A 26782-nucleotide genomic window follows, 5' to 3' on the forward strand; every position below is an offset into this window, starting at 1 on the left:
CGCCCAGCCCGTATGGCGAGGAAGAAAAAGTACAAGGTCGACTTTGGAGGAGGGCGCGTCCTGGCGCTGCCCTATCGCCTTCTCACGCACCCGGCATTCGACTGTCTGACGCCCAAGGCGGTTACGGTCCTCATCAAGTTGGCCCGTAATTACAACGGACACAACAACGGTGATCTGGCGTGCACAGCGGACATGCTGGCGCAGGGGCGCCCAATGGATGCCAAGACGCTTGCCTCCGCTCTTGAGGAGTTGATTCAGGCAGGGCTCATTGTGCGCACCCGGGAGTACAGAAAGGGGCGTGAGAGGGGTATGGCGCGGTGCGCGCTCTATGCGATCACTTGGGCCGCTATCGATGAATGCCCTGGCAAAGACCTTGAGCGATCGCCGGGTCCGCCAACCTTCAAGTTCATCTGATTTTCGGTGGGATTTTTTCCGGAACCTACTGGGATTTTTTCCCAGTCGATTGAGTTGGTTTGTCTGGTTGCGTGCGGTTACTGGATAGCTCGGAGCGGCTACTAGGAAAATTTCCCAGTAGTCGCCACGGAAACCGGGGCCTCCAGCCGATTGGGTAAACGGAAAAAATCCCAGTCTTATTAAATTACCACCACCGGGGGTATTACATGGGGCCGGTACTGTTCAAACAAGCCCGCTGTAACTACGGCTATTCGGGCAAGTGTCAGCGTGCAAATCGTCTGTCATTCCTGGTTGTCGAGTTTCTTCCGTGGACCGTGATCGGGATGTGCAGGGAGTGCGCCATTGAGGTGAAGCCGGACCTGATCTGGCTGGCCAACAAAGCGGCACTGGCCGGCAGTGGCTCAGATCGGGGTGTCGTTCCGGCGAACGAGGCGGGGTGCATTTGACGCACGGGGTGCAGTAGCTGCAGGGCGGCATCTAGTGCCGGGGTTGCGGGAGCATTCGGCGAGCACTCACCGAGGGAGCAACGAGCATTCGTCCACCGTGTTGATTTCTACACAGTGTGTAGGAAACGCCACAGTGGATTGCCGAGACAGACCATTTGATCCGACTCGGCTCAGTTGGTCCGACTCGGCAGGCTTGACCGGGAATGAAGAAAGCCTTTCACGACTCGACCCGTCGTAGATTGGTTGATTCAGGGAATTGTCCAAGCCCCACACCTTGCCTGGGCTGGCGCTGGGTTGCGAAATCCACCGCAGTGGAGGATTCCCGACCTTACCTGCGCCTTATTGGAAAACCGACAGAAACCGCCCGAGGCCGCGCAGTTGCTGGCCCGAGGGTGCCTTAACGCATTAGTGATAATGGAGGATGCGAGTCAGACGGAAGCGAAGTGCGAAAAAGCCACTTCCCTACCGTTCGTCGGGAAAATATTCGGCGGATCGTGCCTGTAAATACCACTGAACAAAACGAGACAGAGCGTGCATCAGGTGGACAGTAAGCGTCTGTTTTGACTCGAAAAATGAGCCTATGGTGGGTTCTCGAAAACCCCATCCACAGGATCTTTACCTGATGAAACTTCACGAACTGCGCGAGAAGCGCACCGCCGCCGTCGAGGGCATGAGAAAGCTGGTGGACACCGCTTCCGCTGCTGGCCGTGACCTGACCACCGACGAATCCACTCAGTTTGAAACCTTCAAGACCGAGGAGCGCTCGCTGGCCGACCAGATCACCCGCCATGAGCACCTGGCCGATCTGGAGAAGCGCACCGCCACTCCGGCCGCCACCGACACCCCTGAGCACCTGGAGAAGCGCGTCAGCGTGATCCGCGTGCTGCGTGCGCAGATGGAAGGCCGCCAACTGGACGGCGCCGAGCGCGAATACACCCAGGAAACCGAACGCCGCACCGGTCGCAAGGCCGAGGGCGCATTCGTGCCGTTCGCCGCCCTGGAGCGCCGCGCCAACACCACCGCGACCGCGCCCGAGCTGGTGGGCACCGACCACCGTGCTGACCTGTACATCGGCCCGCTGCGTGAGGCGTTGCTGGCGCGTTCGCTGGGCATCCGCACCCTGACCGGCCTGGTGGGCAATGTGAGCGTGCCGAAGTTCGGCAGCGGCCTGGAAACCGGTTGGGTTACTGAGGGCCAGGCAGTGCCCGAGGGCCAAATGTCGTTCGACGGTGTGACCCTGACGCCGAAGCATGTGGGCGGCAAGACCGAAATGTCGCGCCAGCTCCTGCAGCAATCGTCGCCGGGCATCGAGCAACTGGTACGCGAAGACCTGTCGTTCCTGATCGCCCGTCAGATCGACCGCGCCATCATCAACGGCAGTGGCTTGGCTGGCGAACCGCTGGGCGTGCTGAAGACTGCCGGTATCCAGACCGCCACCATGCCCGACACCTGGGCCGAGGTGCTGGCGTTGCTGGAAAAACTGGATGACGTGAACATCGCCAACGCCCGCTGGCTGACCACCGCCGCGATCCGCACTGTCCTGGGCAGCACCGAGAAGGTGGCCGGGTCGGGTAGTGGCTTCCTGTACGACAACGGCACCCTGGCCAACCTGGCACTGGCGGCATCGAAGAACGTCCCAACCGGCAAGCTGATCCTGGGCGACTGGAGCCAGGTCATGTTGGGCGTGTGGTCCGAGGTGGATATTCTGGTGAACCCATACGCCGAACCTGCCTACAGCCGTGGCGGTGTGCAGGTCCGTGCAATGGCCACCGTCGATACCGCTGTACGCCATCCCGAAGGCTTCGTAGTAGCGAGCGCACCGTGATGGAACGCCGAGCAGCCGCAAGCCTGGAACGGAAAGGCCGGACGCTGTTCGGCTATGCCGCCCGTTTCGGTGATGCAACCCCCATCGGGGGCTTTACCGAGATCATCCTTCCGGGGGCTTTCAAGCGCTCCCTTGCAGGTCCAGCCGCCGCCAGCATCCGTGCCGTTTACGAGCACGATGATGCAGCCCTGTTGGGCCGTGTCGGAGCTGGCACCCTGCGCCTTTCTGAGGATGACGTGGGCCTAGCCTTCGAGCTGGACCTACCCGACACCAGCCTGGGCCGCGACCTGTCCGAGCTGGTGAAGCGTGGCGACGTGGCCGGGTGTTCGTTCGGCTTCGTACCGGTGGGCGAGAAGTGGGACGGCGAGGTGCGCAGCCTGCAGGACGTGGACCTGCACGAAATCACTATCACCGCGAACCCTGCCTACCCGACCACCACCGTATCGGTGCGCAGCCGCAAGCCGATGCTGGCGCTGGCCAATGCCCGTCGTTACCTTGAGTTCCTGGAGTGCATCCGGTGAGAAAGCTGCTGAGCCTGTTCACGCGCTCCAACAACACCCCGGCCTATGATCGGTACTTCGACCAGTTCAGCCAGGCCGGTAACTCGGCAGGGGTCAACATCACGGTACAGACCGCCGAGTCGATCAGTGCCGTGTATGCCGCTGTCGCCGCGATCAGTGAGAGCGTGGGCAGCTTGCCGTTGGACGTGTATCGCCGCACCGATGACGGGCGCGACAAGGCCCGTGCCCATCCCTTGTACGCACTGCTACACGACGCCCCGAACGAGTGGCAGACAGCCCTGGAATTCCGCGAGCAACTGCAACGCCACATCCTGCTGCGCGGCAACGCCTACGCCCGCATTCGTTGGAGCGGCGCCGGTCGGGTACAAGCGCTGGAGCCAGTACACCCGGACAGCGTGTCGATCATGCGCAGTTCGGCCAGCGAGCGCCTGGTATACGAGTACACCGACCGCCACGGCAAGCTGCAGCGGCTGACCGCCGACGAGATGTTGCACATCCGCTACCACACCGAAGATGGTGTGCTCGGGCGCAGCCCCATTCAGGTGGCCAGGGATACCCTGGGGCTGGCGCTGGCTGAACGTACCCACGGCGCCAAGATGTTCGAGCAGGGCACCAAGCTGTCGGGCGTGATCGAGACGGTACCCGGCACCACCAAGGAGCAAGCCGCGCAGATTCGTGAGAGCTGGGCCGCTGGGCAAGCTGGCGTGAACAACCACGGCAAGACCCCGGTGCTGCCCCAGGGTGCGAAGTACAGCGCGGTATCCATGACGCTGGAGGATGCTGAGTGGATCGAGGCCCGGCGCCTGTCGGTCGAGGAAGTGGCCCGCCTGTTCCGTGTACCGCCTGTGCTGATCGGTGATCTGCGCGAGGCCAACTACTCCAACGCCGTGGAGCTGGGCCGGTACTTTGTCACCCATACCCTGCGCCGCCACCTGGTCGCATGGGAGCAGGCTATCAACCGCACCCTACTGGGCAGCGGCTTCTTTGCTGAGCACAACGTGGAAGGCTTGCTGCGCGGTGATAGTCTCACTCGTGCGCAGTTCTATCAGCGCGGTGTCGAGGACGGATGGCTGCTGCGATCCGAGGTACGCCGCATGGAAAACCTACCCACCGTAGAAGGTATTGATGATGAGCAAGAAACCAAGGCTCCAGATGATAAAGCCCCGGGTGCGGGTGCTGGGAACCCACCTGGAGGAAAAGCAGCGCCAGGCGAAGGAGAAGAAGCGTGAGCAGGTACAAGCCCAAGACGAGGGTGATTCCTCTCGGTAGTGCTGCATGGCAGCGCCTGCGTGCCCAGGTGCTGGCCGAGGAACCACTGTGCCGCGACTGTGCGGCCCGTGGCCTGGTCACACCTGCTACTGACGTGGACCACATGGACAACAACGGCGACAACAACGCACGCACCAACCTGGCGCCCCTATGCCACTCGTGTCACTCGATCAAGACAGCCGAGGACATGGGCAAGCGCACCACGCGGGGCTGCGACGTGAACGGCATCCCGCTCGATCCGAACCACCACTGGAACAGGTCCAAAAGATCACCAGGAACCGCGCTCAGCTAGACCGCCCCCGACCTGCTCTTTCTTCGCTAACTGCCGAAAAAACATGAAGACCACGCCCCGCCGCCCACGATCTGACAGCGCCAAGGCCGCCATAGCCGCGAGCCAGGCCGTCGCTGTCGGTCCAATCCAGCCACCGCAGCACATCCGCGTGCGCGACACCGACAGACCGTTCTGGGATGCCATCGTCACCGCTCGCCCTCGGGACACCTGGACCGATGCCGACCTGGTGCTGGCGGCGAACCTGGCGCGGGCCTATGCCGACATCGAGGCGCTGCAGGACAGCATCGACCGCGACGGCATGCTGGTCGAGGGGAAGGTGAACCCGGCTTGTGAGCTGCTGGACAAGATGACACGCCGGTCGCTGGCTATCGGACGCCAGCTCATGGTGGCCACCATTGCCACAGTGGGCAAGGCCCAGGATATCCACAAGGGCGCCGCGCTCGAGCGTGAGGCCCGGCAGCATGTGGATGACGACCTGATACCGACCCTGGGGACGCTGCAATGACCCGCGCCGAAAAGATCATCGCGTTTATCGAACGCTACTGCGTGACGCCCGAAGGCGCAGACGTTGGCAAGCCGCTATGCCTGGCCGAGTTCCAGCGCCAGTTCATCCGTGACGTGTACGACAACCCGGTGGGCACTCGCCGGGCCATCCTCAGTGTGGCCAGGAAGAACGGCAAGTCAGGCCTGATCGCGGGCCTGCTGCTGGCGCACCTGGTCGGCCCCGAGGCGAAGCAAAACAGCCAGCTTGTGTCGGGGGCCATGAGCCGCGACCAAGCTGCGCTGGTGTTCAACCTGGCTGCCAAGATGGTTCAGCTATCGCCCGCTCTGGCAAAGATCGTACGCATAGTACCCAGCGGCAAGCGGCTGCTGGGGCTGAATTTGAACACCGAGTTTCGCGCCCTGGCCGCCGATGGCAAGACCGCGCACGGCCTCTCCCCGGTGCTCGCCATCCTGGACGAAATCGGCCAGATTCGCGGCCCGCAATCCGACTTCGTGGACGCCATCACCACCAGCCAGGGCGCACACTCGGCACCGCTGCTGATCGCCATCAGTACCCAGGCAGCCAACGACGCCGACCTGCTGAGCCAGTGGATTGACGATGCCCTGCGCAGCAATGACCCCAAGATCGTGTGCCGCCTGTACGCCGCGGCGACGGGCTGCGATCTGATGGACGAAGACGGCTGGCGAGCGGCCAACCCGGCACTGGGCATCTTCCGGTCGGAGACAGACCTGCGGGAGCAGATGCAGCAAGCCGAGCGCATGCCGAGCATGAGCAACACCGCCCGTAACCTGCTGCTCAACCAGCGGGTCAGCCTCGACAGCCCATTCATCAGCCCTGACGTGTGGATGGGTTGCGACACCGTGCCTGACCCATTCGAGGGCCTGGTCTATGCGGGCCTTGATCTGTCGGCGCGAACTGACCTGACGGCGCTGGTACTGATCGGCAAGGTGGATGGCGTGTGGCAGGTCCGTCCGTACTTCTGGACGCCCGAGCAGGGCGTGTTCGACCGAGCACAGAAGGACCGCGCCCCATATGACATGTGGGTGCGCCAGGGGTACATCCGAACCACACCCGGGGCCACAGTTGATTTGGAGGCGGTGGCGCTGGATATGGCCGAGATTCTGAGCGACTGCGAGGTGGCGGCGATCGCCTATGACCGCTGGCGCATCGACGTGCTCAAGAAGGAATTGGAGCGTCTGGGCCTGGAACTGCCGCTGGTGCCGCACGGGCAAGGCTTCCGCGACATGGCGCCAGCCCTCGACGCCCTGGAAGCCGAGCTGCTGAATGGCCGTGTCGCCCATGGTGGCCACCCCGTGCTGACTCTGTGCGCCGCCAACGCCGTGGCGGTGAAGGACCCCAGCGGCAACCGCAAGCTGGACAAGAGCCGCCGTACCGGTCGTATCGACGGCCTGCAGGCCCTGGCTATGGCGTTCGGCGCCGCCCAGGTTGCCGAAGCCCCTGCCGATCTTGATACCGAGGTATTTTTTGTATGACTACCGTGACCCTTGAAGAAGCCAAGCAGCACATGCGCGTCGACCACGCCGAGGAAGACGGCTACATCCTGAGCCTGATCGCTGCAGCAGAAACCCACGTCAGCAACTTCCTGGGCGACAGCTTGCCCGATCCGATGCCTGCTTCGATCAAGGCCGCTGTGCTTCTGTTGGTGGGCGACCTGTACGAGAACCGCGAGCGGCAGGGCGACCGAACCCTGACCGAGAACACAGCCTATGCACTTCTGCTGGCGCCCTACCGCTCCATGGCGGTGTTCTGATGCTTGCCGGCAAGCTGCGTTACCCAGTGACCATCGAAAAGCCGATTGACACTCGCACGCCCAGCGGTGGGGTTATCCGCACCTGGGAGGAAGTGAGTCGGGAATGGGTCGACATCGAGAGCATCAGCGGGAGCGAGTTCATCGCCGCCCAGGCCGTGCAGGCACAAACGATCTATCGCATTGTGCTCCGGTACCGGCCCGACCTCATTACTAGCTGGCGCATCCGCGAGGGCTCGAAGGTATACGAGATCACCGCTGTCCTTCCTGATGCTCGCCGCCGGCGGATCGAGCTCATGTGCAAGACCGGCAAGCTGTGAGCGAATGTGTGGGGTTTCCTCACATTTGAGGACACCCCTGGCGCGTCAGGTTTTCGAGGTGCGCCGAATCTAGCGCGTCAGGAACAAAAAAGCCCCGCAATGGCGGGGCTTTTTGCTGTCACGCTGCTGTCACGGCCTTGGCCTGCTGTCAGCGTGAAACCACGAAAGTGGCGGAATTCATGGCGCACTCGGCGGGATTCGAACCCACGACCCCTGCCTTCGGAGGGCAGTACTCTATCCAGCTGAGCTACGAGTGCAGTGCGGGCGACATCATACCTATGTCCACCCGGGGCGTCCACGCTGGTTTTCATGCGCGTGTGGTTGCCGGTCGCGATCCCCGGAAACCCCGGGGCCGGCGGTAGTTTTTCCCGCTGAACCGATCTTCTGCCCCGGCGCACCCTGCAGCCATGTCCGTGCAATCACGGGGCACAGGGAGGTGCGGTAGATGAACTGTTCCATGCAAGGTGGCCTGGAGGCGGCGCTGGCCGATCATCTGTTCGAGTCGAGCTGGCGAGCGGTCCTGCCCGGTTTGCAGCGCCGCGCCCGACAACTGGCCCGGGGCAATGCCGATGGCGCCCAGGAATGGCTGGCGGCCACGGCGATCAAGGCCTTGTTGTTCTTTCGCCGCTCGCCGGAGCGGATTCGCGACCCCCAGGGCTTCCTGTTCCTGGTCCTGGAGCATGTGTTTCTCGACAGTTGCCGGCGACGAACCCGGGAGCAGCGGTTGTTCGTCGACCTGGCCGACTTCGAGCAGGACCCGGTGCAGCAACTGGAGGCCCCGCAAATATCGGTGCTCGAGCATGTGGAGCTGCAGGAAGCCCTGGTCCAGCTCAGTCGCAGGGTCGCCAAGCTGTCTTTCAAGAAGCGCAGGCTGTTTGAACTGAAGTTCATCGAGGATTTGCCCTACCCGCACATCGCCGCCGAGCTGGGTATCAACCAGCCCCTGGCCCGCAAGCATGTGCAATTGCTGCGCGAGCAGCTGCGCTGAAGCATGACGAGGATTCACAACGGGCCTGCCGGAGCGTTTTCTTTCAGTGAGCCTGTTTTCGACGCTGTAGCCGGCGCCGCCGCCCCTGCGGTGGGCCATTCCATCTAAGGAGAGATGTATGCCAGATCCCATGGTCAACTCGCAGATCACCGATGCCGTCACCCAGACCAACGTCAAGGTGGTGGCCGAGGCCCCCGCCCAGTCCATTGCCTCGCTGTACCAGGTGGCCAGCCATTCCGCGGGCTTGTCGTTGCAGAACGCCGTCAACAGTCAGCAGGCGCTGAACCAGATCTCCAATGCGGTGGTGTCCAAGGCCGTGGCCCTGATCATGGCGATCGGCGAGTAGGGCTGATGGCCCGGGAGAAGCGTCATGGCTTGGTTCAAGAAGAAAACCCCTCGCACGGATGAAGTCGGTGCAAAACCCGAGCCCGTGATAACGCTGGAGCCGGGCCCGGAAAAGGCGCCCGACCCGGTGCCGCCGCCTGAGGCGGCACCGCAAGTGCCGCCGTCCACGGGCGGCGACAAAGTCTCGATCATGGGGATGTTGAACGATCAGTTGCTCAAGAAGGCCAACAACCCGGACACCGGCAACACCTCTGCCTTGAACAGCCAGATCGTGCAGGCGGTGCAGTTCACCAATGCCGAGGCCTTCAGCTATGCCCCGGCGCAGATCGCCGTGCCTCCGGACATGATGATCAGCCAGGCGGCCGGCCTGGTGGCGCAGTCGGCCGCCGGATACTTCGATGGGGTCAGCAAGCTGGCCCTGGCGGCCCAGGCGGTGCTGATCAAGCAGATGACCGAAAACATCGTCAAGGAAAACGTCACGGGGGCCGCCGAAGATGCATTGGGCGTGCTGGCCACCGACCTGATGGTGGGGGCGGCCGCGGCGGTGGCGGCTGCCGCGGGGGCCATGGAAGCCGATGCGGCGGCCGGGGCCATCGACAAGATCGATGCCAGCATCGCCAAGTACGCCGATACCCTGGCCAACCGTGCATCATCCTGAACATCGCTCCCCGGGCGCGCAAGGCACCCGGGGAGGTTGTGCTGGGGCCCCGCGAGGCCTCTTTTTTCATCCTGGGCGCTGAAGTCCGACCCACCCGATACCCAGTGCTTCAGCGCCATTCATCGACAAGGAGCATGAGATGGCGAATGAAGACCTTAATGCGTTGGAAATGATCCAGCGTTTTGCCGAAGCCTACCTGAAACGTCCGTTGACCCAGGTCGAAAGCCAGGTGCTCGATGCGTTCATCCGCGACAAGCCCCTGGACTTTTCCCAGAACGCCCAGCAGAGCGTCGAGCAGGCCCGCAAGCAGGCCATGGAACTGATCCGCTCCGACAGCCAGCGCACCCGCAGCATCCTCGACCAGGTGACCAGCCCCAGGGCCACCGACAGGGCTGACCCCCAGGCCCGTGAGTTGGTGCTCTCGCAACTGCTGGCGGCCATCGCGGCCCAGGGCCAGGCGGCGCCAGCCCCGCCGGAACCCGCCGGTCCGGTGAACGACCCCACGCTCAGGGCGATGGTCAGCGCCATGGTGCAGGCCGAGGTGAAGAACACGGTGGAAAAACAGCTGGCCGAGCTCACGCAAAAGGTCGAGGAGGTGCTCAGGCAGTCCAGTCCCGGCAATGGTCGCTCGGGGTCGCGCTGAGCCGGCTCGGGCGCGGCTTTCGGGGCCGGTTCACAGGCCATGGCCTGCCACGTTCACTCAATGACACGGAATGCTCCGTGTATCAAACAAAGGAAGTTGAGCCATGCCACTTGTAAATGAACAAATCACCGATGCCGTCACCCAGACCAACGTCAAAGTCGTCGCCGAAGCGCCGGCCATGGCAATGGGCACCATCTACCAATCCATGGCCCAGGCCACCGCGATCCTGTTCCAGAACTCGGTCTCGGCGCAGCAGCAGCAAAACACCCTGGCGCAGGCCGCGACCAACCAGGGCGTGATGCAGATCTACAGCGTCGACACCACCGCCGGTGCCGCGGCAACCGAGAAGGTCGCCCAGGGCGGGGTCGCCGACAACCTCACCAGCCTGCTGACCGTACTCAAGTCCTTCCAGGTCTGAAGGCCTGACGGCTTAGTCCCCAGTTGAGTTCATCTTGCTAAAAAAATGGAGTTTTTATGAGCACAGTTAGTCCGCAAATCACCGATGCCGTGACCCAGAGCAACGTCAAGGTGGTCGCCGAGGCCCCCGCCGTAGCCATGGGCACTGTCTTCCAGTCTATGGGCCAGTCCGTGGCCATCCTGTTCCAGAACTCGGTTTCGGCCCAGCAACAGCAGAACACCCTGGCCCAGGCGGCTACCAACCAGGGCGTAATGCAGATCTACAGCGTCGACACCACCGCCGGAGCGGCCACCACCGAGAAAATCGCCCAAGGCGGCGTGGTCGACAACCTCGCCAGCCTGTTGACCGTGCTCAAGTCGCTCAACAGCTGATTGTTCCTGGCGGCATGCCAACGCCCCCGTTGCCAGCAGGCAGCGGGGGCGTTGTCTTTATGGCGCAGCGATGACGTTGATCCGAAAGTTTTCGCCTTGGGGACGTTTACGTTCTTTTTTTCGAACGCCCTATTGTCCTTTTACCCCCTTTGCTCCTAGGATTCGTTTGAGATTTCAAACGCTCTTGCCTGGGTGCCCAAGCGCACGTCTATCCTTGTGTGCGACATTTTTCATGCTTCGACCCAGTGAACGATTTTCCTGACGGCAGCTTTGCTCCGTCCGTTGCATGCGCTGCTGCGCTCGACGGACGACAAGGCGCCTTTTCTACAATCACAATTTGCCCCGCGTATGCGCGGTGCTGTTAAGGAATCCGACATGCAGCTCAAAGATGCCCAGTTGTTCCGCCAACAAGCCTATATCGATGGTGCTTGGGTGGATGCGGACGGCGGCCAGACCATCAAGGTCAACAACCCGGCCACCGGTGAGATCCTCGGTACCGTGCCGAAGATGGGGGCCGCCGAAACCCGTCGCGCCATCGAAGCCGCCGACAAGGCCCTGCCGGCCTGGCGTGCCCTGACCGCCAAGGAGCGCGCCACCAAGCTGCGCCGCTGGTATGAGCTGCTGATCGAGAACCAGGACGACCTCGGTCGCCTGATGACCCTGGAGCAGGGCAAGCCACTGGCCGAGGCCAAGGGCGAGATCGCCTACGCAGCCTCCTTCATCGAGTGGTTCGCCGAAGAAGCCAAGCGCATCTACGGCGATGTGATCCCCGGCCACCAGCCCGACAAGCGCCTGATCGTGATCAAGCAGCCGATCGGCGTGACCGCGGCCATCACTCCGTGGAACTTCCCCGCCGCCATGATCACCCGCAAAGCCGGCCCGGCCCTGGCCGCCGGTTGCACCATGGTGATCAAGCCCGCCTCGCAAACCCCGTTCTCGGCCCTGGCCCTGGTTGAGTTGGCCCACCGTGCCGGCATCCCGAAAGGCGTGCTGAGCGTGGTCACCGGCAGCGCCGGCGACATCGGCGGCGAGCTGACCAGCAACCCGATCGTGCGCAAGCTGTCGTTCACCGGCTCCACCGAGATCGGTCGCCAACTGATGGCCGAATGCGCCAACGACATCAAGAAGGTTTCCCTGGAACTGGGCGGCAACGCACCGTTCATCGTGTTCGACGACGCCGACCTGGATAAGGCGGTCGAGGGCGCGATCATTTCCAAGTACCGCAACAACGGCCAGACCTGCGTCTGCGCCAACCGCCTGTACATCCAGGATTCGGTCTACGACGCTTTCGCCGAGAAGCTCAAGGCCGCCGTGGCCAAGCTGAAGATCGGCAACGGCCTGGAAGAGGGCACCACCACCGGCCCGCTGATCGACGAAAAAGCCGTGGCCAAGGTCCAGGAACACATCAAGGATGCCCTGGACAAGGGCGCCACCCTGCTGGCCGGCGGCAAGCCCATGGAAGGCAACTTCTTCGAGCCGACCATCCTGGTCAACGTGCCCAAGGGCGCGGCCGTGGCCAAGGAAGAAACCTTCGGCCCGCTGGCGCCGCTGTTCCGCTTCAAGGACGAGGCCGAAGTCATCGCCATGTCCAACGACACCGAATTCGGCCTGGCCTCCTACTTCTATGCCCGCGACCTGGGTCGCGTATTCCGTGTGGCCGAGGCCCTGGAATACGGCATGGTCGGGGTCAACACCGGCCTGATCTCCAACGAAGTGGCGCCATTCGGCGGCATCAAGGCTTCGGGCCTGGGTCGCGAAGGTTCCAAGTACGGGATCGAGGATTACCTGGAAATCAAATACCTCTGCCTGGGTATCTGATCCGGTTTCAAGCGCGCGGGGCACGAGAGCGCTGTCCCTCGCGCAGTTTTAAAACCGCACTATTCAAGGTGGCCCGGGACCACGGCGGCAGTCGATCATCGCATGCTGCCACCGTTGCCTCCCCGCCCCGCAACCCTTGAACCGCACCGCGGCCGCCGCGGTGAATGAGGACATTATGAGCAAGACCAACGCATCCCTGATGAAACGCCGTGAAGCCGCCGTACCGCGTGGCGTGGGCCAGATCCACCCGATCTTCGCCGACAGCGCGAAGAACGCCACCGTCACTGACGTTGAAGGCCGCGAGTTCATCGACTTCGCCGGCGGCATCGCGGTACTGAACACCGGTCACGTGCACCCGAAAATCATCGCCGCAGTGACCGAGCAACTGAACAAGCTGACCCACACCTGCTTCCAGGTCCTGGCCTACGAGCCCTACGTTGAGCTGTGCGAAAAAATCAACGCCAAGGTGCCAGGTGATTTCGCCAAGAAAACCCTGCTGGTGACCACCGGTTCCGAAGCCGTCGAGAACGCCGTGAAGATCGCCCGCGCCAGTACTGGCCGCGCCGGCGTGATTGCCTTCACCGGCGCCTACCACGGCCGCACCATGATGACCCTGGGCCTGACCGGCAAGGTCGTGCCGTACTCGGCCGGCATGGGCCTGATGCCAGGCGGCATCTTCCGCGCGCTGTACCCTAACGAGCTGCACGGCGTGAGCATCGACGATTCCATCGCCAGCATCGAGCGCATCTTCAAGAACGACGCCGAGCCTCGTGATATCGCCGCGATCATCATCGAGCCAGTGCAGGGCGAGGGCGGTTTCTACGTTGCGCCGAAGGAATTCATGAAGCGCCTGCGTGCCCTGTGCGACCAGCACGGCATCCTGTTGATCGCCGACGAAGTGCAGACCGGCGCTGGCCGTACCGGCACCTTCTTCGCCATGGAGCAGATGGGCGTCGCCGCCGACCTGACCACCTTCGCCAAGTCCATCGCCGGTGGTTTCCCGCTGGCTGGCGTATGCGGCAAGGCCGAGTACATGGACGCCATCGCCCCAGGCGGCCTGGGCGGCACCTACGCCGGTAGCCCGATCGCCTGCGCCGCGGCCCTGGCCGTAATGGAAGTGTTCGAGGAAGAGCACCTGCTGGACCGCTGCAAGGCCGTCGGCGAGCGCCTGGTGACCGGCCTCAAGGCCATCCAGGCCAAGCACCCGGTGATCGGTGAAGTGCGTGCCCTGGGCGCGATGATCGCGGTGGAGCTGTTCGAGAACGGCGACAGCCACAAGCCGAACGCCGCTGCCGTGGCTCAGGTCGTGGCCAAGGCCCGTGACAAGGGTCTGATCCTGCTGTCCTGCGGCACCTACGGCAACGTCCTGCGGGTGCTGGTGCCGCTGACCTCGCCGGATGCACAGCTGGACAAGGGCCTGGCAATCATCGAAGAGTGCTTCGCTGAACTGGCGTGACCTTGGGGCCTGAAGGCCCGTTGTGCAAAAGCCGCTGGCGCCCCTGGCCCCAGCGGCTTTTTCTTGCCCGGGTTTCAGGCCCCGGCCAGCCAACCGGCCAGGCGTTGCTGGACCCCGGGGTCGAACAGTTGGTGATGGTCCATCCATTCATCGTTGAATACCGTGTCCAGGTACTTTTCCCCGCCATCGCAAACCAGGGCGACGATCACGCTGTGCGCCGGGCAATCCTGGGCCTGGCGCAGCGCATGGTAGATCACCCCGCCGGCGGAGCCGCCCACCAGCAGGCCGTGATGGCGCGCCAGGTAGCGGGCGGTTTCGAAGGCCTCGGCATCGCTGGCTTTCAGGCCGCGATCGATCAGCGGGTAGTCGATCAGGGCGCCGATCTCGGCGCCTTCCGGCGTACCGGTACCGGACTGCAGGTAGGGCCCGCCGGGGCCGCCGAAAATCACCGAGCCTACCGGTTCTACACCCACCACCTGCACCTGCTGGCGATACGCTTTGAGGGCGCGGGCGGTGCCACACAAAGAACCGCCGGTGCCTACCGCACCGAACAGATAATCCAGGCGTTCGCCAAGAGCCTCGTGCAGTTCCTGCGCCAGGGCCTGGTAGCCATTGGCATTGGCCGGGTTGTGGTGCTGCTGGGTCCAGTAGGCGCCCTGTTCCCGGGCGATGCGCTCGGCGGTGGCGTCACGGTCGGCGGTGGCCAGTCCACCCTCCGGGCTCCCAACCCGAACCAGCTGGGCGCCGAAGGCCTGCATGCCACGCAGTTTATCGACGCTGGAGTGGTGATCGACCACGGCGGTAAAGCGGTAGCCGCGCTCGGCGGCGATCAGCGCCAGGCCCAGGCCGGTATTGCCGGAGGTGGACTCGACGATCTGCCCACCCGGCTGCAACAGACCCAGGGCTTCGGCTTCATCGATCATCTGCCGGGCCATGCGGATTTTCGCGGTGCCGGTGGGGTTGAATTGTTCGAGCTTGAGCAGCACCCGGCTGCCATTGGCGGTTTCATGGAACTGGAGCAAAGGAGAGGCGCCGATCAGCTCGGAAACCTGGTGCTTGATGGCGCAATCGGCTTGTGGCGAGTGCATGGTGACCTCCATAGAGTGAACGGTCGGGCAGCGGCGCCCGGGCTGGGCAGGTGGATTCAGCGCAGGGCCTGTACGGCCTGTTGCAGGCCGGCGAGAAAGCGTGCGTTGTCGTCAGGTTGGGCCAGCGTCATGCGGATGCAGGTTTCGTAACCCGGTTCACGCCAGGCCTTGATGATCATGGCTTGCGCCAGCAGGCGCCGGTTGACCTCCTGCGCGTCGACTCCGGTGTCGATGAACAGGAAATGGGTGCGCGAGGGCGCGACCTGGAACCCGGCTGCACCGAGGGCTTCGATCATTGGCGCCCGCACCTGGGCGGCAAAGGCCCGGCTGCGGGTCACGTGTTGCGGGTCGCCGAGGGCCGCCAGTGCGGCCTGCTGGGCCAGTTGGTTGATGTTGTAGGGCGTGCGCACCCGATCCAGGGCGGCTACCAGGCTGGCATCGCTGGCAATCCCGTAGCCCACCCGCAGTCCGGCCAGGCCATAGGCCTTGGAGAAGGTGCGCAGGACGATCCAGGGCCTATGCTGGGCGCGCAGCAGGCCCAGTACCTCGGGGAAGTCCGGGTCGGCGCAGGCGTACTCGTAGTAGGCCTCGTCGATCACCAGCAGGGTATCGCTGGCGGCCGCACCGATCAGTTGGGCCAGGGCCTGCTGGTCGAAGATGGTGCCCAGGGGGTTGGATGGGTTGCTGATCAGCAGCATCTTGCTTGGCCCGGCCAGGGCACTGCGCCAGGCGCCGAGGTTGCAGGAAAAGTCCGGGTGCGGCGCGACCTTGGTCACCTGCGCCGCCATCATCAGGGGAAAGATCTCGTGCAGGCCGAAGCACGGTGACTGGGTCACGACCCGGTCGCCCGGGTCGAGAAAGGCCAGGCACAGCAGCTCCAGCAGATTCTCCGAACCGTTGCCGATGATCAGCTGGCTGGGGTGAGTATCGAGTCGTTCGCCCAGGGCGTGACGCAGCGCCAGGCAAGCCGGGTCGGGGTACAGGCCGAGCAGCTCCGGACGATAGTCGCGCAGCACGGCGAGGGCTGCGGGCGCCACACCCAGCGGATTCTCGTTGTTGCTGAGCTTGAGCAGCGGCTGCCCGGTGCAGTGCTGCGCCACCTGCTCCGGGTCCGCCCCGGGGTCGTACAGGGGCAGGGCCTGCACGCTGGGGCGTAGCAGCTTGAGGACAGCGGCGGATCGGTCGCGGGTCATGTCGGTTCCTTGGCAGCGTGCATGCCGCCTGCTTGGGTTTGGCTCGGATGGCGCTGGGCCAGCAGGGCCTTGATCTGCCGCTCGAACGACAACACCAGCAGCAGCGCGGTCACGGCAAGGCCAATGGCCAGGCCGATCCAGATGCCGAAGATGCCGTTGGCTGCGAGTACGCCCAGCCCGTAGGCGGCGGGCAGGCCCACCAGCCAGTAGCCGTACAGGGACAGGCGAAAGGGCCCGGCGGTGTCACCCAGGCCTCGCAGGATGCCGTTGCCGATGTTCTGCGCGGCATCGAAGAACTGCAGCAGCGCGGCAATCAGCAGGCCGCTGGCGGTCAGGCTCAGTACCTGCTGGTTGGTGGCCTGTTCGGCGGAAATGAACAGCGTCACGATCTGCTGCGCGAACAGCAGGTAGAGCACCGCGAACAGCAGCATCAGCGCGGCGCCGGCCACCAGGCCCATGTGTCCCAGCTGGCGGGCGCGGTGGTACTGGCCGGCGCCATGGGCTTCGCTGATGTGGATCGAGGCCGCGTGGGAGACCCCGGCCGAAAACATGAAGACGATGTAGATGATCTGGTTGAGCACCGTTTGTGCCGCCAGCGCTTCCATGCCCAGGGTCCCGATCAGCAGGGTCAGCACGCTGAAGAAGCCGGCTTCCGAAGCGTAGGTTCCAGCAATCGGCAGGCCGAGCTTCCACACCGCGCCCAATGTTGCCCAGGAGCAGCGCAGTCGCTTGAGATCCAGGTACTGCGCGAGCTGGCGGTCCTTGAGCACCACCCCGAGGAACATCAGCAGCGACAGCAGGAACACCAGGCTGCTGGTCAGCGCCACGCCCTGGAAACCCATGGCCGGGAGGCCGAGCTTGCCGAACACCAATCCGTAGTTCAGCCCGGCGCTGAGCACGATCGACACCAGGGTAATGGCCAGCAGCGGCCCCGGGCGTTTCAGGCCGACGGTGAAATGCCGCAGGGCCTGGAACCACAGGCAGGGCAACAGTCCCGGGGCAATGATGGCAAGGAACTGCACCGTGTCCCTGGCCACCTGCGGGTCTTGCCCGAGCCAGACCAGGGGCCGCTCCAGAAGCAGCAGCACGCCGATGAACAGCACGCCGCTGAGGGTCGCCCAGAACAGCCCGGCCACCAGCAGTTGGCGGATCTGTCCGTGGTCCTGGCGTGCGTTGGCCTGGGCCACCAGGTTGCTGACGCCGGTCACCAGGCCAGTGCCGGTGGTGCGCAGCTGGTTGAACAGGGCCAGGGCCAGGCCACCGGCGGCGATCTCCCGGGCACCCAGGGCGCCCAGGACCACGATGTCGATGGTGGTCAGGGCGACGTGGGCCAGGTTGGTGAGGATCAGTGGGCCGGCCAGCAATAGCAGCGGCAGGAGTTCCTGGCGCCACGGCGATGGGCTGCGGGAAGTCGGGCTCACCATAGCTTGATCCTCTGCCCGCGTCGGCTGGCCAGGGCCAGGTCCGCCAGGTAGCGCCCCAGGGCCACGTCGGTGACCACCATGCCGCTGTTGTAGGCGAAGACGATATCCCGCTCATGGCGGCGTGCCGGGGCGTGGCCGAGGAGGATGTCCGGCAGCTGTGCGTCCATGTCCGGCAGGCTGCCGTCGGCGGCGGCCAGGTCGGCGCTGGTGACGCGCATCTGCGCGCTGTCGGTGGCGATGCGGTAGTCGGCGCCGTGCAGCACATCGGCATCGATGCCGTAGCCCACCAGCACCGCCACGGCCCCGGGCTTGAGCCAGGCTCGCTTGACCTGCTGGCGGGCGGTCAGGCCGGCCACGCCGAGAATGATGTCGGCTTGCGCAGCAGCCTGCGGCAAGTCTTCGACCACCTCGACCTCGCGCCCCGGGCAGTGGCGCCGGAGATTCTCGCGCACCGCCTTGAGGCCGTCGGTGTAGTGGCCGTAGACCTGCAGGCGTTGCAGCCCGGGCAGGGCGGCCAGAAGCATCGGCAAGGCGATCTGCCCCTGCACGCCGCTGCCGACCACCAGTGCCGTGCGGGCGTCGGGGCAGGCGGCCCGGGCCATCAGCGCCGAGGTCGCGCTGGTGCGCATTGGCCCCAACTGGGCCACGTCCATCAAGGCGATGGGCTGGCCGCTGCGATCGTCACAGAGAAAGATGAAGGAGTGGAAGCGGTAGGCCTCGCGCTGGCGCTGCGGGTCGTGCTCGTACACCACCTTGAAGCCCAGGGTCTGGCTGGCGCCGTCGCGCCCCACCATCGAGTAGCTGATGGAGCGCTGGTCCGCCGGCTCGACGATGGTCTTGAGCGGGTTCTGCGAGTCGCCATTGCGCAGGGCGATGTAGGCCTGCTCCACCACCTTGAGCACATCCTCGTGGCGTACCCCCAGGTCTTCCAGGTCGGCCTGTGCAAGCACCCAGAGTTCGCCGGGCGCGGCGTATTGCGTTGAGCTGTTCATCCTGACTCCTTGTTGGCAAGCAAAACCTCACGCCAGCCCATCGAGCTTCCAGCGCAGGGTGGGGCCGTCGAGTTCGATGACGACCTTGTGGGGTAACCGGGCCTCGTGAAACGGCGACTCGTTGGAGTCCATCTGGTAGCCGGCGGTGTTGAGGTAGACCAGCAGGTCGCCGGGGCGTACCGGTTGGTCGAAACGGATCTTGCGCCAGGTCAGCATGTCGGACTCCAGGCAGGTCGAGCCGCCGACACAGGCGAGAAAGGGCGCGGCCGGGCGGGGCTCGGCGGGGAGTAGCAAGGGCTCGGGCAGGAACTCGCTGTTGAACCACTGCTCGGAGAGGCTGAAGCTGCTGCCCTGCACCGTGACCAGCACGTAGCCGTCACCCCGGTCCTTGACCCCCTGGACGCGAAAGGCGCTGATGCCGGCCTGGTCGAGCAGGGCCCGGCCGGGCTCGATCATCAACTCGATGGCGTGCCGCTCGGCCTTCTGCGCCAGGGTCATGGCCGTGTCCACCGGGGTTGCGAGAATGTCCGCCAGGGCGTCGGCAGTGGCGCGCGGTGCGCCGTAGGGATAGAAGCCGTTGAAGGTGCGGGCACCGTGGTAGTGGTTGGGCCGGTCCTGCTGGAGGAAGCGGGCCCAGGCCCCGGGGCTGACGTACCGCACGGCAAGGCCGCCCCCCAGGTTCAGGCGTCGACAATGTTCCAGACCCGCCGCGCGGGTGCTCACGCAGAGGTCGAGCAAGCGATTGGCGGTCTGGGCGCGCTGCTCGCTGGAGTAACCGCCGAGGTGGAAGGAAAACCCCATCAGGCGTAACCAGCGCGGATGCTCCCGGCACAGCGCAATGGCCTGCGCGCACTGCCCTGGGTCGAGGCCGAAGCGGCTCTCGGGCTGGCTCTCGGGCAGGCAGCGCAACAACAGCCGGGCCTGTTGGTCACGGTGGCGCGCCAGGTGCAGCAGGCGTTGTAACTCGCTGGGCGAATCGATGGCCAACAGGCATTGGTGACTCAGGCTCAGCGCCAGCAAGCGCTCGCTTTTTTCCGGGCCGGAGACCCCGATGGCATGGCCCGGTACGCCGCCGCCCAGGGCCTTTTCCAGCTCGCCGACGCTGGCTACGTCAACGCCGATGCCCTCCTGGGAGCAGGCCTGGATCAGGCAGTCGGCCTTGTTGGCTTTTTTCGCGAATAGCAGCGTGCCCGTGGCTGGTGCTTGGTCGAAGGTGCGTTGGAACTGGCGGATGTTCTCCACGAACACCTGCGGCAGCATCAGGTGCAGGGGCGAACCCAGGCCCTGCACCAGGTCGTGCAGGGCTGCCGGGTGCTGGCGCAGCAGGTCGTCGACGCGGGCATGGCGCAGGCTGGCCAATGGGTTGGAAGGCTGGCTGGCGTTGGAGCGTGAAGGCAGGTGCATGACTGGCGTTTTCATCCTTGGCAGAGGCGCTGGCGCCGGCAACCCTGTGCCGACGCCGTGTCAGGTCAGAATTCGAAGCGCGCCGAGAGGAACACCTCGCGTTCGCGTCCCACTTCCAGGCCGCCCTGGTAATAGGTGCTGGCGTAGTAATAGGTGTTGGTCAGGTTCTTGCCGTGGAGCCGATAGGTCACCGGCGTTTCGCCTAGTCGGGTGCGGTAGCTGGCGCCCGCGTCGAGCAGGGCATAGCCGGGGATGTAGCCGCTGTTCTGGGCATCCACCGGACGGCTGCCGACCAGGCTCAAGGTGCTGTCCAGGGACAGGCCGGGAATGCGTTGCAGCTGGTATTGGGCACCGAAGGACCCTTTCCATTTCGGTACGCCTTCGGTGCGATTGCCGGCGACGCTGAGGTCGTCCACGTTTTCCAGGCGGGTTGCCAGGTAGGCCAGGTTGGCGTCCAGGGTCAGTGAGTCGGTGGGCCGGTGGCTGAGGTTCAGCTCGATGCCCCGGTGGCGATACTGGCCTTTGCTGACGAAGGTGTTGCTGGTGTCCAGGTAGCTGGCGTTGCGGCGGATCTCGAAGAGCGCCAGGCCCAGGCTTGCGCGTGAGTCGAGCTCGGCCTTGAGCCCGACTTCGTATTGCTCGGACTCGATGGCATCGGTGGGCTGGTTCTTGTTGGTGGCATTCCAGGGCGCGTAGTCGCCTTTCTCCAGGCCGCGCGAATAGCTGACGTAGGTCATCAGGTTGTCCAGCGGGCGGTAGATCAGGGCGCCGCTGGGGACGAACACGTCATGGCGCTGGGGCAGTGCGTTGGCCGACAGATGATCGGCGCGGTACCAGATGTAGCGCCCGCCGAGCAGCACCTGGAACTGCTCGTTGAGAGACACCAGGTCGCTGGCGAAGACCGAGCTTTCCTTGATCCGCGAGACGAACTCGATGTCGTTCTCCGGACCGAAATGATGCTTGGGCGGCTGCACCGGGTGGCGTATGTTGCCCACCGAAACGTCGCTGACGCGAACCCCGGGATTGGCGCTGTTGATATCGTCCCAGGCCGGGCTACGGTCCTTGAACTGCTTGTAGCCGGTGCCCAGGAACACATCGTGGTAGAGGCTGCCGGTGTTGAACTTGCCCGCCAGGTAGGACTGCAGCGACCAGGTGCTGAACACCTCGCCACGGGAAACATAGAGGTCGGCGGTGCCGATGTCGCCATTGGGCTGGATGTTGAACAGGTCGTTGTAGCCGCCGTGGCGCTCGACCTGCGAATAGTTGGCCTGGGTGATGGAGGTCCAGTTGTCGCTGAGGGTGTATTCGAACTTGGCGTCGAGGTTCTTGCCCTCGGTCTGGTGGCGGAACCAGGAGCCGGTCAGCAGGTCGCGACGGTTGATCTTCGGCGGCCTGACGTAGCTGGACGCATCCAGTGGGTTGGCCCGGTGGCTCTGGTCAGCCCGCAGCAGGGGGTCGGCCACCGTGGATTTCCACGACCAGTCGCCGTTGAGTTGCAGCAGCGCACGGTCGCTCAAGCGCCAGTCGGTGGCCAGGCCGATGAACTTGCGCTCCATGTCCCGGGCGTGATCGTAGTCGCCGTTCTTTTCGTAGCCGGCATTCAGGCGATAGCCGAAGGCGCCGTCGGCGGTGGAGTTGCTGTTGTCGATGGCGACGTAGCGCCCGGCCAGGGACGAGCCCTGGACCGTCAGGTTGAGCAAGGGATCGAGGGTCGGGCGCTTGGGGATGTAGTTGATCGTGCCGCCAGGGGAATTGACCCCGTACAGGAAGCCCGACGGCCCCTTGAGTACGTCGATGCGCTCCACGTTCTCCAGGGGGAAGTCATGGTGCGGGGCCAATGCCAGGCCATCGCGGCGGATGGTGTTGAAGTTGTCCATGGCAAAGCCGCGCAGGCGGAAATTGTCGAAGCCGCTACCGGCGGAGGCACTGAGGATCGAGGGGTCCAGGCTCAGCACATCGACGGCGGTACGCGCCGACGAATCGGCGATGGTCTTGGCGTCGTAGCTCTGGATGACCAGGGGGATCTCCATGGCTGTCTTGGCGCCGAAGGCCCCGGCATTCACCTCGTAGGCATCGTTGAGGGGCGGGGCGACGATATGGCTGGTGTCCAGGCTCAGGGGAGCGGCCTTGCGCTCTTCCCGGACTTCCTGCGCTTCGACGACGGGCAGGCTGCAACAGGCTGAAAACACTCCGGCCAAGACCGTGCACGCACAACGTTGTGCTGATCCGTACAACTGGTTCATCTGTAGTCCCTTAACTCAACGAAACATGAAGTTCGCCGCTGTCCAACCGGCCTGCCGTGGCTCGTCGATGAGCCTTGCTCTGTCCAGGCTGAAAACGTCGTTGACACTCGATCCAAGTGTGAGAACTGTTCTCGAATGAAACATTATAACGTTTTTATTTTTCACGCAACGACCTTCCCCGCAAGTCGCTCCAGGGCTCTGGTGCGCAGGGTTCGATGCAAAGGGCTGATGTGTTGGGAGGCGTTTACCGGGCACTTTTCCCGGTTTTTGCGAGGCCATCGGTGTTTTTGGCTGTATGAATCCGGCGGCTTTGACTAAGGTGCACCCATAGTTACCGGAGCGTGCTGCATGACCGCTGTCGATCTACCTGCTGTACCTCGCGTGCTGATCGCCGAGGCCGATCCCTGGTCCCGCGACCTGCTGACCCAAGTGCTGCTCAACGTACGCTGCGATGCGCGCCTGGACCTGTGTGCCGATGGCCAGGAAGCCATGGACCTGCTCAGCGCCAAGCCCTACGACCTGGTCATTGCCGATTGGGAGCTGCCGGGTATCGATGGCCTGGCGCTGTTGCGGGCGGTGCGCCAGCGCAAGCGCAACCCGTTGCAGCCGTTCATTCTCCTTAGCGTGCGCAGCGACAGTGCCAGCGTGCGCGAGGCGTTGCCCCTGGCGCCTACTGCCTACCTGACCAAGCCCCTGAACATGGAAGGCCTGACCCAGCGCCTGCAGGGCTTGCTGCTGGACGCTGGCCAAGAGGTCTCCTGCGAGGTCCCGAGCCTGACGCCCGGTACGACCTTGTACAGCTTTCTCGAACACCGCCGCGAGCTGGCCGACGGCGCGCCCCTGTTGACCGACGTGCAACTGGCGGTCAAGCGCAGCCTGCACCCCGAAGGGCTGGACCTGCGCCTGCTGGAGGAAGAAATCCGCACCGACCCGCAAGTCACCGCCGTGCTGATCGCCGCTGCCAACAGCGCTGCCCAGCACCATGGCGACGGCGTGCAGACCCTGTCCCAGGCCTTGCAGCGGCTCGGCACCGGGCAGAGCATGAACCTGATCCTCGGCCTGACCCTCAAGCGCAGTGCCCGCCTGAGCGATCCGGCCCTGGCCGACTATGCCGAGCGCTACTGGGGGCTGTCGCTGCACACTGCGGAGTATGGGCGGACCCTGGCGCGCCTGTTGGACCTGGACCAGGAGCGTTGCTACTGCGCCGGCCTGTTGCACCGCCTGGGCGACCTGGCGTTGCTGCGCTGCCTGCAAGAGTGGAAGCAGGCGGGCGGTGAGCTGGACGATCAGGAGGAGGTCGGAGATGCCCTGGAGCGTTTTGGCGCCGCCTACGGTTCGGCCCTGCGCACCCGCTGGCGCATGCCCCTGGAGCTGCGCGAGCTGATCGCCTCGGTGTATCAGCTCGGCGGTGGCGTCTATTCCCGCGAGGCCCTGGTGATGAACCTGGCCGGCCAGTTGGCTCGCCTGCCAGCCTCGGAAGGAGTGGAAGAAGTGGCCCGGGGCAAGACCGCGCGCCTGCTCAAGGTCGGCCTGCCGGAGCTGAGTCGCCTGCGCAAGGGGTGAGTGAGGTCAGTTGCCCAGAAGCTCAAACAGCGCGAACCAGCCATCGACCGTCTGGTCTTCGGCCAGGAAGGCCAGGTAGAAGAATGGCCAGGCGGCCAGCAGGGTCAGCAACTGCGCTGGATGGGGCCCGAGCTTGACGGCCAGGGCCAGCCCGAACACCACCAGGGCCACGCCGATCAGCAAGCACACCAGGCGCTTGCCCCGACAACCATTGCGTTTGCTGTTGATGCGCTTGAGCAGTTGTTCTTCGTTCATCGGGTCGTGCGTCCGGCGCGGGCCGCCATTGCCATGGGGGCCGCAGTCTAGCCCGGCCCGGACGGCGAATCAGCCACTGACGATGCGATTCTTGCCCTGGCGCTTGGCTTCGTACATCGCCGCGTCGGCCCGGGCGAACAGGCTGTCCAGGCTCTCGTCCTCCGCCAGCAGCCCCGTCAGGCCCTGGCTGACCGTGATGCTGAAGGCCTGGCCCTGGTGGCTGAAGTGCTGGCGCTGGATTTCCCGTTGCAGGCGCTCGGCCACCTGGCGCGCCATGTCGACGGCACAACCGGGAAACAGGGCGGCGAATTCTTCGCCGCCAATACGCCCGAACAGGTCGCCCCGGCGCAGGGCGGCGCGCCCGCTCTCGGCGATGCGCTGCAGGACCACATCGCCCTCGGGATGGCCGTAGGTGTCGTTGATCACCTTGAAGTCATCGATATCCAAGAGCAGGAAAGACAGCGGCGAACCCTGCAGGCGGGCCTGCTCGAACTCGCGGTTGGCACATTCGAAGAAGTGCCGGCGGTTGCTGCTCTGGGTCAGCGCATCGGTGGTGGCCAGGCGCTGCAGCTCGGCCTCCAGCTGCTTCTTTTCGCTGATGTCCTCGGCGATACCCACCACGATCAGGCGCTGCCCGGGCTCGGCATTGCGGTTGATAAAGCATTTGTCGCTGAGCCAACGCACCTGGCCCGCGGCATCGATGATGCGGTACTCGCGGTCTTCCACGGCGCCTTTCTCCAGGACTTGGGCCAGGCTGCGCTCGGCGTACTCCAGGTCGTCGGGATAGATGCTGTCGCGCCATTGGTTGTAGTCCGCCAGCAACAGGCCGGCAGGACGCCCGAAAATGCGTTCATAGGCCGGGCTGACGTAGAGCACCTGGCGGCTGCTCCAGTCCAGGGCCCAGAGTACTGCGTTGACGCTGACCAGCAGCGAGCTGAACAGCTGCTCGCGTTCGGTCAGGCGGGCGACTTCGCCCTGGGCATGCATCAGGGCCAGTAGGGTTTGCGCGGCCTCGGGCCACTGGGGGAGCGAAGATGGAATGTCTGGATTCTTGTTGACCATCGGCACATATCTCGAAGGGCGTGCCGCTTCGACAGCGGCTACAACCAAGCCCGCCTGGATGGCGAAGTGTTGTTTGAGATAGAGGATGGAACATGAAGTTCCCGGCTGCCCGGGCGATACGCCGGACGGTCGAGGCTCTGGAGGGGGGGAGCAGGGCACCGGCCCCCTCGCCACAGCCAATGCCGTGGCGAGGGGCGTGGATCAGGCGACGCTAGGACGCAGGGAGTAGGTCTTGAGCTGGCTGGCGAAGTCCCGCAGGGACTGGATGCCGCTGGCCTCGGCCTCGTGGACCCAGTCCTTGATCGCGGCCAGCATGTCGTGGCCGTTGGAGCTGGTCTTGACCCAGATCTGTTGCAGCGCCAGGCGCTTCTCGTAGATCACCTTCAATGCCTGGCTGTGTTCCAGCATGTTCTGGATGCGCAGGTGGTGGCGGTCTTCCAGCAGGCTGGTTTCCCGGGACAGCAAGCGCTTGGCGCGGTGGAACTGGTGGCGCACCGAGTGATCGACCTTGGCCAGTTCCTGCTTGACCAGCGGGCCGATCACCAGCTTGCGGTACTGGGCCATGATCTGGAACCGGTTGTTGAGGATCGCCATGGCGGTGTCCATGTCCAGGTGGCCCTTGCCTTCGACCCGATGGGCGATGGGCGCCACTCGCTGGACCTTGGCCAGGCCCAGCAGGCTGAACAGCTTGATCCAGCCCCAGCCCATGTCGAATTCCCACTTCTTCACCGACAGCTTGGCCGAGTTGGGGTAGGTGTGGTGGTTGTTATGCAGCTCTTCGCCGCCGACGATGATGCCCCACGGCACCAGGTTGGTGGCCGCGTCGCGGCATTCGAAGTTGCGGTAGCCCACGGCATGGCCCAGGCCGTTGATCACGCCGGCGGCCCAGAACGGGATCCACATCATCTGCACCGCCCAGATGGTGATGCCGATGGTGCCGAACAGCAGCAGGTCGATCACCGCCATCAGTGCCACGCCACCGAGCTTGTAGCGGCTGTAGAGGTTGCGCTCGATCCAGTCTTCCGGGCAGTTCTTGCCGTAGATGCGCAGGGTCTCGGGGTTGCGGGCTTCTTCGCGGTACAGCTCGGCGCCTTTGCGCATGACCGTGGACAGGCCCTTGATCACCGGGCTGTGCGGGTCGTCGACCGTCTCGCACTTGGCGTGGTGCTTGCGATGGATCGCGGTCCACTCGCGGGTGTTCTGCGCCGTGGTCAGCCACAGCCAGAAACGGAAGAAATGCTTGAGCCCGGCATTGAGCTCCAGGGAGCGATGCGCGGAATAGCGATGCAGATAGACCGTGACCGCGACGATAGTCACGTGGGTCATCAACAGGGTGACTGCCACCAGTTGCCAGGCGGACAAGCCAAGTAAACCTTCATACCACATAGGCGATAAGGCCCTCGATAGAGAAAAAACAGCCCAGGCATTATCACTAAGCACGTCGAGAAAACCAGTCGCCCTTTCAGATAAGAGTGGCGGGATGTTTCTTCCTCTATAATCC

Annotated in this window: 28 protein-coding genes and 1 tRNA gene; 19 read left to right on the forward strand and 10 right to left on the reverse strand. The window is 64.4% G+C overall.

All coding sequences use genetic code 11. The features are described 5' to 3' along the window. Window positions 1-12: 12 nt before the first annotated feature. From ATY02_RS01950 to ATY02_RS01995, 10 genes are all read left to right on the forward strand, one after another. Entirely contained in the window at window positions 13-414 is a 402-nt protein-coding gene (locus tag ATY02_RS01950; protein ID WP_068576200.1) for a hypothetical protein, read from the forward strand. A 206-nt stretch (window positions 415-620) separates the two neighbouring features. Next, window positions 621-860 carry a hypothetical protein gene (locus ATY02_RS01955; RefSeq protein ID WP_068576198.1) on the forward strand — a complete coding sequence of 80 codons (240 nt, stop codon included), beginning with the start codon at window positions 621-623 and terminating at the stop codon, window positions 858-860. A 622-nt stretch (window positions 861-1482) separates the two neighbouring features. Continuing rightward, window positions 1483-2685: a phage major capsid protein gene (locus tag ATY02_RS01960; RefSeq protein ID WP_164823616.1), complete on the forward strand. Its 1203-nt coding sequence runs from the start codon at window positions 1483-1485 to the stop codon at window positions 2683-2685. Then, on the forward strand, window positions 2685-3206 hold the full coding sequence (locus ATY02_RS01965; RefSeq protein WP_059400029.1) for an HK97 family phage prohead protease: 522 nt from the start codon (window positions 2685-2687) through the stop codon (window positions 3204-3206). Before ATY02_RS01960 ends, ATY02_RS01965 begins: the two co-directional genes overlap by 1 nt. Beyond that, window positions 3203-4435: a phage portal protein gene (locus ATY02_RS01970; protein WP_228022232.1), complete on the forward strand. Its 1233-nt coding sequence runs from the start codon at window positions 3203-3205 to the stop codon at window positions 4433-4435. The genes ATY02_RS01965 and ATY02_RS01970 overlap by 4 nt, the downstream gene beginning before the upstream one ends. Then, complete coding sequence (locus tag ATY02_RS01975; protein ID WP_059400028.1) at window positions 4432-4767, forward strand: HNH endonuclease signature motif containing protein; 336 nt, start codon at window positions 4432-4434, stop codon at window positions 4765-4767. The genes ATY02_RS01970 and ATY02_RS01975 overlap by 4 nt, the downstream gene beginning before the upstream one ends. A 43-nt stretch (window positions 4768-4810) precedes the next feature. After that, window positions 4811-5272 (forward strand): TerS protein, encoded by a 462-nt coding sequence (locus ATY02_RS01980; RefSeq protein WP_068578924.1) that lies wholly within the window; start codon window positions 4811-4813, stop codon window positions 5270-5272. After that, window positions 5269-6765 (forward strand): terminase large subunit, encoded by a 1497-nt coding sequence (locus tag ATY02_RS01985; RefSeq protein ID WP_068578922.1) that lies wholly within the window; start codon window positions 5269-5271, stop codon window positions 6763-6765. The genes ATY02_RS01980 and ATY02_RS01985 overlap by 4 nt, the downstream gene beginning before the upstream one ends. Next, window positions 6762-7043: a head-tail connector protein gene (locus ATY02_RS01990; RefSeq protein WP_068578920.1), complete on the forward strand. Its 282-nt coding sequence runs from the start codon at window positions 6762-6764 to the stop codon at window positions 7041-7043. The genes ATY02_RS01985 and ATY02_RS01990 overlap by 4 nt, the downstream gene beginning before the upstream one ends. Next, window positions 7043-7360 carry a phage head closure protein gene (locus tag ATY02_RS01995; protein WP_068578918.1) on the forward strand — a complete coding sequence of 106 codons (318 nt, stop codon included), beginning with the start codon at window positions 7043-7045 and terminating at the stop codon, window positions 7358-7360. Before ATY02_RS01990 ends, ATY02_RS01995 begins: the two co-directional genes overlap by 1 nt. A gap of 180 nt (window positions 7361-7540) precedes the next feature. Here the strand turns inward: ATY02_RS01995 and ATY02_RS02000 are convergent. After that, a tRNA-Arg gene (locus tag ATY02_RS02000) sits at window positions 7541-7617 on the reverse strand. A gap of 188 nt (window positions 7618-7805) precedes the next feature. Here ATY02_RS02000 and ATY02_RS02005 point away from each other — a divergent pair. The 8 genes from ATY02_RS02005 (at window position 7806) to gabT (ending at window position 14057) form a co-directional block, all read left to right on the forward strand. Then, window positions 7806-8348, forward strand: a complete 543-nt coding sequence (locus ATY02_RS02005; protein WP_225926549.1) for an RNA polymerase sigma factor — start codon at window positions 7806-7808, stop codon at window positions 8346-8348. Between the two features lie 118 nt (window positions 8349-8466). Further along, window positions 8467-8694 carry a RebB family R body protein gene (locus ATY02_RS02010; RefSeq protein WP_031321382.1) on the forward strand — a complete coding sequence of 76 codons (228 nt, stop codon included), beginning with the start codon at window positions 8467-8469 and terminating at the stop codon, window positions 8692-8694. A gap of 24 nt (window positions 8695-8718) precedes the next feature. Continuing rightward, the gene (locus ATY02_RS02015) at window positions 8719-9351 is read left to right on the forward strand and encodes a hypothetical protein (RefSeq protein ID WP_228022248.1); all 633 of its coding nucleotides are present in this window, start codon (window positions 8719-8721) and stop codon (window positions 9349-9351) included. Window positions 9352-9490: 139 nt separating this feature from the next. After that, window positions 9491-9994 (forward strand): hypothetical protein, encoded by a 504-nt coding sequence (locus ATY02_RS02020; RefSeq protein WP_068578916.1) that lies wholly within the window; start codon window positions 9491-9493, stop codon window positions 9992-9994. A gap of 103 nt (window positions 9995-10097) precedes the next feature. Continuing rightward, on the forward strand, window positions 10098-10412 hold the full coding sequence (locus ATY02_RS02025) for a RebB family R body protein (RefSeq protein ID WP_068578913.1): 315 nt from the start codon (window positions 10098-10100) through the stop codon (window positions 10410-10412). Window positions 10413-10468: 56 nt separating this feature from the next. Continuing rightward, window positions 10469-10783, forward strand: a complete 315-nt coding sequence (locus ATY02_RS02030; RefSeq protein ID WP_068578911.1) for a RebB family R body protein — start codon at window positions 10469-10471, stop codon at window positions 10781-10783. A 375-nt stretch (window positions 10784-11158) separates the two neighbouring features. Continuing rightward, a complete protein-coding gene (gabD, locus tag ATY02_RS02035) occupies window positions 11159-12601 on the forward strand; it encodes an NADP-dependent succinate-semialdehyde dehydrogenase (RefSeq protein WP_068578910.1) in 1443 nt (480 codons plus the stop codon). A gap of 175 nt (window positions 12602-12776) precedes the next feature. Then, entirely contained in the window at window positions 12777-14057 is a 1281-nt protein-coding gene (gene gabT, locus ATY02_RS02040; RefSeq protein ID WP_068578908.1) for a 4-aminobutyrate--2-oxoglutarate transaminase, read from the forward strand. 74 nt (window positions 14058-14131) lie between these two features. Here the strand turns inward: gabT and ATY02_RS02045 are convergent, their stop codons facing one another. The 6 genes from ATY02_RS02045 to ATY02_RS02070 form a co-directional block, all read right to left on the reverse strand. Then, window positions 14132-15145 (reverse strand): PLP-dependent cysteine synthase family protein, encoded by a 1014-nt coding sequence (locus ATY02_RS02045; protein WP_068578906.1) that lies wholly within the window; start codon window positions 15143-15145, stop codon window positions 14132-14134. Window positions 15146-15201: 56 nt separating this feature from the next. Continuing rightward, window positions 15202-16338: an aminotransferase class I/II-fold pyridoxal phosphate-dependent enzyme gene (locus tag ATY02_RS02050; protein WP_068578904.1), complete on the reverse strand. Its 1137-nt coding sequence runs from the start codon at window positions 16336-16338 to the stop codon at window positions 15202-15204. After that, complete coding sequence (locus ATY02_RS02055) at window positions 16335-17762, reverse strand: MATE family efflux transporter (protein WP_083235782.1); 1428 nt, start codon at window positions 17760-17762, stop codon at window positions 16335-16337. Before ATY02_RS02055 ends, ATY02_RS02050 begins: the two co-directional genes overlap by 4 nt. Next, window positions 17756-18754, reverse strand: coding sequence for an ornithine cyclodeaminase (locus ATY02_RS02060; RefSeq protein WP_068578902.1), 999 nt, complete (start codon window positions 18752-18754; stop codon window positions 17756-17758). The genes ATY02_RS02055 and ATY02_RS02060 overlap by 7 nt, the downstream gene beginning before the upstream one ends. A gap of 27 nt (window positions 18755-18781) precedes the next feature. Further along, entirely contained in the window at window positions 18782-20158 is a 1377-nt protein-coding gene (locus tag ATY02_RS02065; protein WP_068578900.1) for an alanine racemase, read from the reverse strand. Between the two features lie 65 nt (window positions 20159-20223). Next, a complete protein-coding gene (locus tag ATY02_RS02070) occupies window positions 20224-22401 on the reverse strand; it encodes a TonB-dependent receptor (protein WP_083235779.1) in 2178 nt (725 codons plus the stop codon). A 348-nt stretch (window positions 22402-22749) separates the two neighbouring features. Here ATY02_RS02070 and ATY02_RS02075 point away from each other — a divergent pair, with 348 nt between their 5' ends. Further along, window positions 22750-23964: a response regulator gene (locus ATY02_RS02075; RefSeq protein WP_068578896.1), complete on the forward strand. Its 1215-nt coding sequence runs from the start codon at window positions 22750-22752 to the stop codon at window positions 23962-23964. 6 nt (window positions 23965-23970) lie between these two features. On the opposite strand, the gene ATY02_RS02080 is transcribed toward ATY02_RS02075, so the two are convergent. The 3 genes from ATY02_RS02080 to desA form a co-directional block, all read right to left on the reverse strand. Then, window positions 23971-24219 carry a hypothetical protein gene (locus tag ATY02_RS02080; protein WP_068578894.1) on the reverse strand — a complete coding sequence of 83 codons (249 nt, stop codon included), beginning with the start codon at window positions 24217-24219 and terminating at the stop codon, window positions 23971-23973. A 69-nt stretch (window positions 24220-24288) separates the two neighbouring features. Next, window positions 24289-25281: a GGDEF domain-containing protein gene (locus ATY02_RS02085; protein WP_068578892.1), complete on the reverse strand. Its 993-nt coding sequence runs from the start codon at window positions 25279-25281 to the stop codon at window positions 24289-24291. A gap of 201 nt (window positions 25282-25482) precedes the next feature. After that, a complete protein-coding gene (gene desA, locus ATY02_RS02090; protein ID WP_068578890.1) occupies window positions 25483-26667 on the reverse strand; it encodes a delta-9 fatty acid desaturase DesA in 1185 nt (394 codons plus the stop codon). Window positions 26668-26782 lie beyond the last annotated feature (115 nt).

This window comes from Pseudomonas sp. BIOMIG1BAC, from assembly GCF_001705995.2.
GTDB lineage: Bacteria > Pseudomonadota > Gammaproteobacteria > Pseudomonadales > Pseudomonadaceae > Aquipseudomonas > Aquipseudomonas sessilinigenes.

What these genes read in the sequence shown, in the direction of transcription:
- ATY02_RS02030 (WP_068578911.1), top strand. Translation starts at nt 10,469, where the DNA reads ATGAGCACAGTTAGTCCGCAAATCACCGATGCCGTGACCCAGAGCAAC.
- ATY02_RS02080 (WP_068578894.1), bottom strand. Translation starts at nt 24,219, where the DNA reads ATGAACGAAGAACAACTGCTCAAGCGCATCAACAGCAAACGCAATGGT.
- ATY02_RS01955 (WP_068576198.1), top strand. Translation starts at nt 621, where the DNA reads ATGGGGCCGGTACTGTTCAAACAAGCCCGCTGTAACTACGGCTATTCG.
- ATY02_RS02075 (WP_068578896.1), top strand. Translation starts at nt 22,750, where the DNA reads ATGACCGCTGTCGATCTACCTGCTGTACCTCGCGTGCTGATCGCCGAG.
- ATY02_RS01960 (WP_164823616.1), top strand. Translation starts at nt 1,483, where the DNA reads ATGAAACTTCACGAACTGCGCGAGAAGCGCACCGCCGCCGTCGAGGGC.
- ATY02_RS02010 (WP_031321382.1), top strand. Translation starts at nt 8,467, where the DNA reads ATGCCAGATCCCATGGTCAACTCGCAGATCACCGATGCCGTCACCCAG.
- ATY02_RS02060 (WP_068578902.1), bottom strand. Translation starts at nt 18,754, where the DNA reads ATGAACAGCTCAACGCAATACGCCGCGCCCGGCGAACTCTGGGTGCTT.
- ATY02_RS01985 (WP_068578922.1), top strand. Translation starts at nt 5,269, where the DNA reads ATGACCCGCGCCGAAAAGATCATCGCGTTTATCGAACGCTACTGCGTG.
- ATY02_RS02070 (WP_083235779.1), bottom strand. Translation starts at nt 22,401, where the DNA reads ATGAACCAGTTGTACGGATCAGCACAACGTTGTGCGTGCACGGTCTTG.
- gabT (WP_068578908.1), top strand. Translation starts at nt 12,777, where the DNA reads ATGAGCAAGACCAACGCATCCCTGATGAAACGCCGTGAAGCCGCCGTA.
- ATY02_RS01995 (WP_068578918.1), top strand. Translation starts at nt 7,043, where the DNA reads ATGCTTGCCGGCAAGCTGCGTTACCCAGTGACCATCGAAAAGCCGATT.
- gabD (WP_068578910.1), top strand. Translation starts at nt 11,159, where the DNA reads ATGCAGCTCAAAGATGCCCAGTTGTTCCGCCAACAAGCCTATATCGAT.
- ATY02_RS02020 (WP_068578916.1), top strand. Translation starts at nt 9,491, where the DNA reads ATGGCGAATGAAGACCTTAATGCGTTGGAAATGATCCAGCGTTTTGCC.
- ATY02_RS02085 (WP_068578892.1), bottom strand. Translation starts at nt 25,281, where the DNA reads ATGGTCAACAAGAATCCAGACATTCCATCTTCGCTCCCCCAGTGGCCC.
- ATY02_RS02015 (WP_228022248.1), top strand. Translation starts at nt 8,719, where the DNA reads ATGGCTTGGTTCAAGAAGAAAACCCCTCGCACGGATGAAGTCGGTGCA.
- ATY02_RS01990 (WP_068578920.1), top strand. Translation starts at nt 6,762, where the DNA reads ATGACTACCGTGACCCTTGAAGAAGCCAAGCAGCACATGCGCGTCGAC.
- ATY02_RS02050 (WP_068578904.1), bottom strand. Translation starts at nt 16,338, where the DNA reads ATGACCCGCGACCGATCCGCCGCTGTCCTCAAGCTGCTACGCCCCAGC.
- ATY02_RS01950 (WP_068576200.1), top strand. Translation starts at nt 13, where the DNA reads ATGGCGAGGAAGAAAAAGTACAAGGTCGACTTTGGAGGAGGGCGCGTC.
- ATY02_RS01980 (WP_068578924.1), top strand. Translation starts at nt 4,811, where the DNA reads ATGAAGACCACGCCCCGCCGCCCACGATCTGACAGCGCCAAGGCCGCC.
- ATY02_RS02025 (WP_068578913.1), top strand. Translation starts at nt 10,098, where the DNA reads ATGCCACTTGTAAATGAACAAATCACCGATGCCGTCACCCAGACCAAC.
- ATY02_RS02005 (WP_225926549.1), top strand. Translation starts at nt 7,806, where the DNA reads ATGAACTGTTCCATGCAAGGTGGCCTGGAGGCGGCGCTGGCCGATCAT.
- ATY02_RS02065 (WP_068578900.1), bottom strand. Translation starts at nt 20,158, where the DNA reads ATGCACCTGCCTTCACGCTCCAACGCCAGCCAGCCTTCCAACCCATTG.
- desA (WP_068578890.1), bottom strand. Translation starts at nt 26,667, where the DNA reads ATGTGGTATGAAGGTTTACTTGGCTTGTCCGCCTGGCAACTGGTGGCA.
- ATY02_RS02045 (WP_068578906.1), bottom strand. Translation starts at nt 15,145, where the DNA reads ATGCACTCGCCACAAGCCGATTGCGCCATCAAGCACCAGGTTTCCGAG.
- ATY02_RS01965 (WP_059400029.1), top strand. Translation starts at nt 2,685, where the DNA reads ATGGAACGCCGAGCAGCCGCAAGCCTGGAACGGAAAGGCCGGACGCTG.
- ATY02_RS02055 (WP_083235782.1), bottom strand. Translation starts at nt 17,762, where the DNA reads ATGGTGAGCCCGACTTCCCGCAGCCCATCGCCGTGGCGCCAGGAACTC.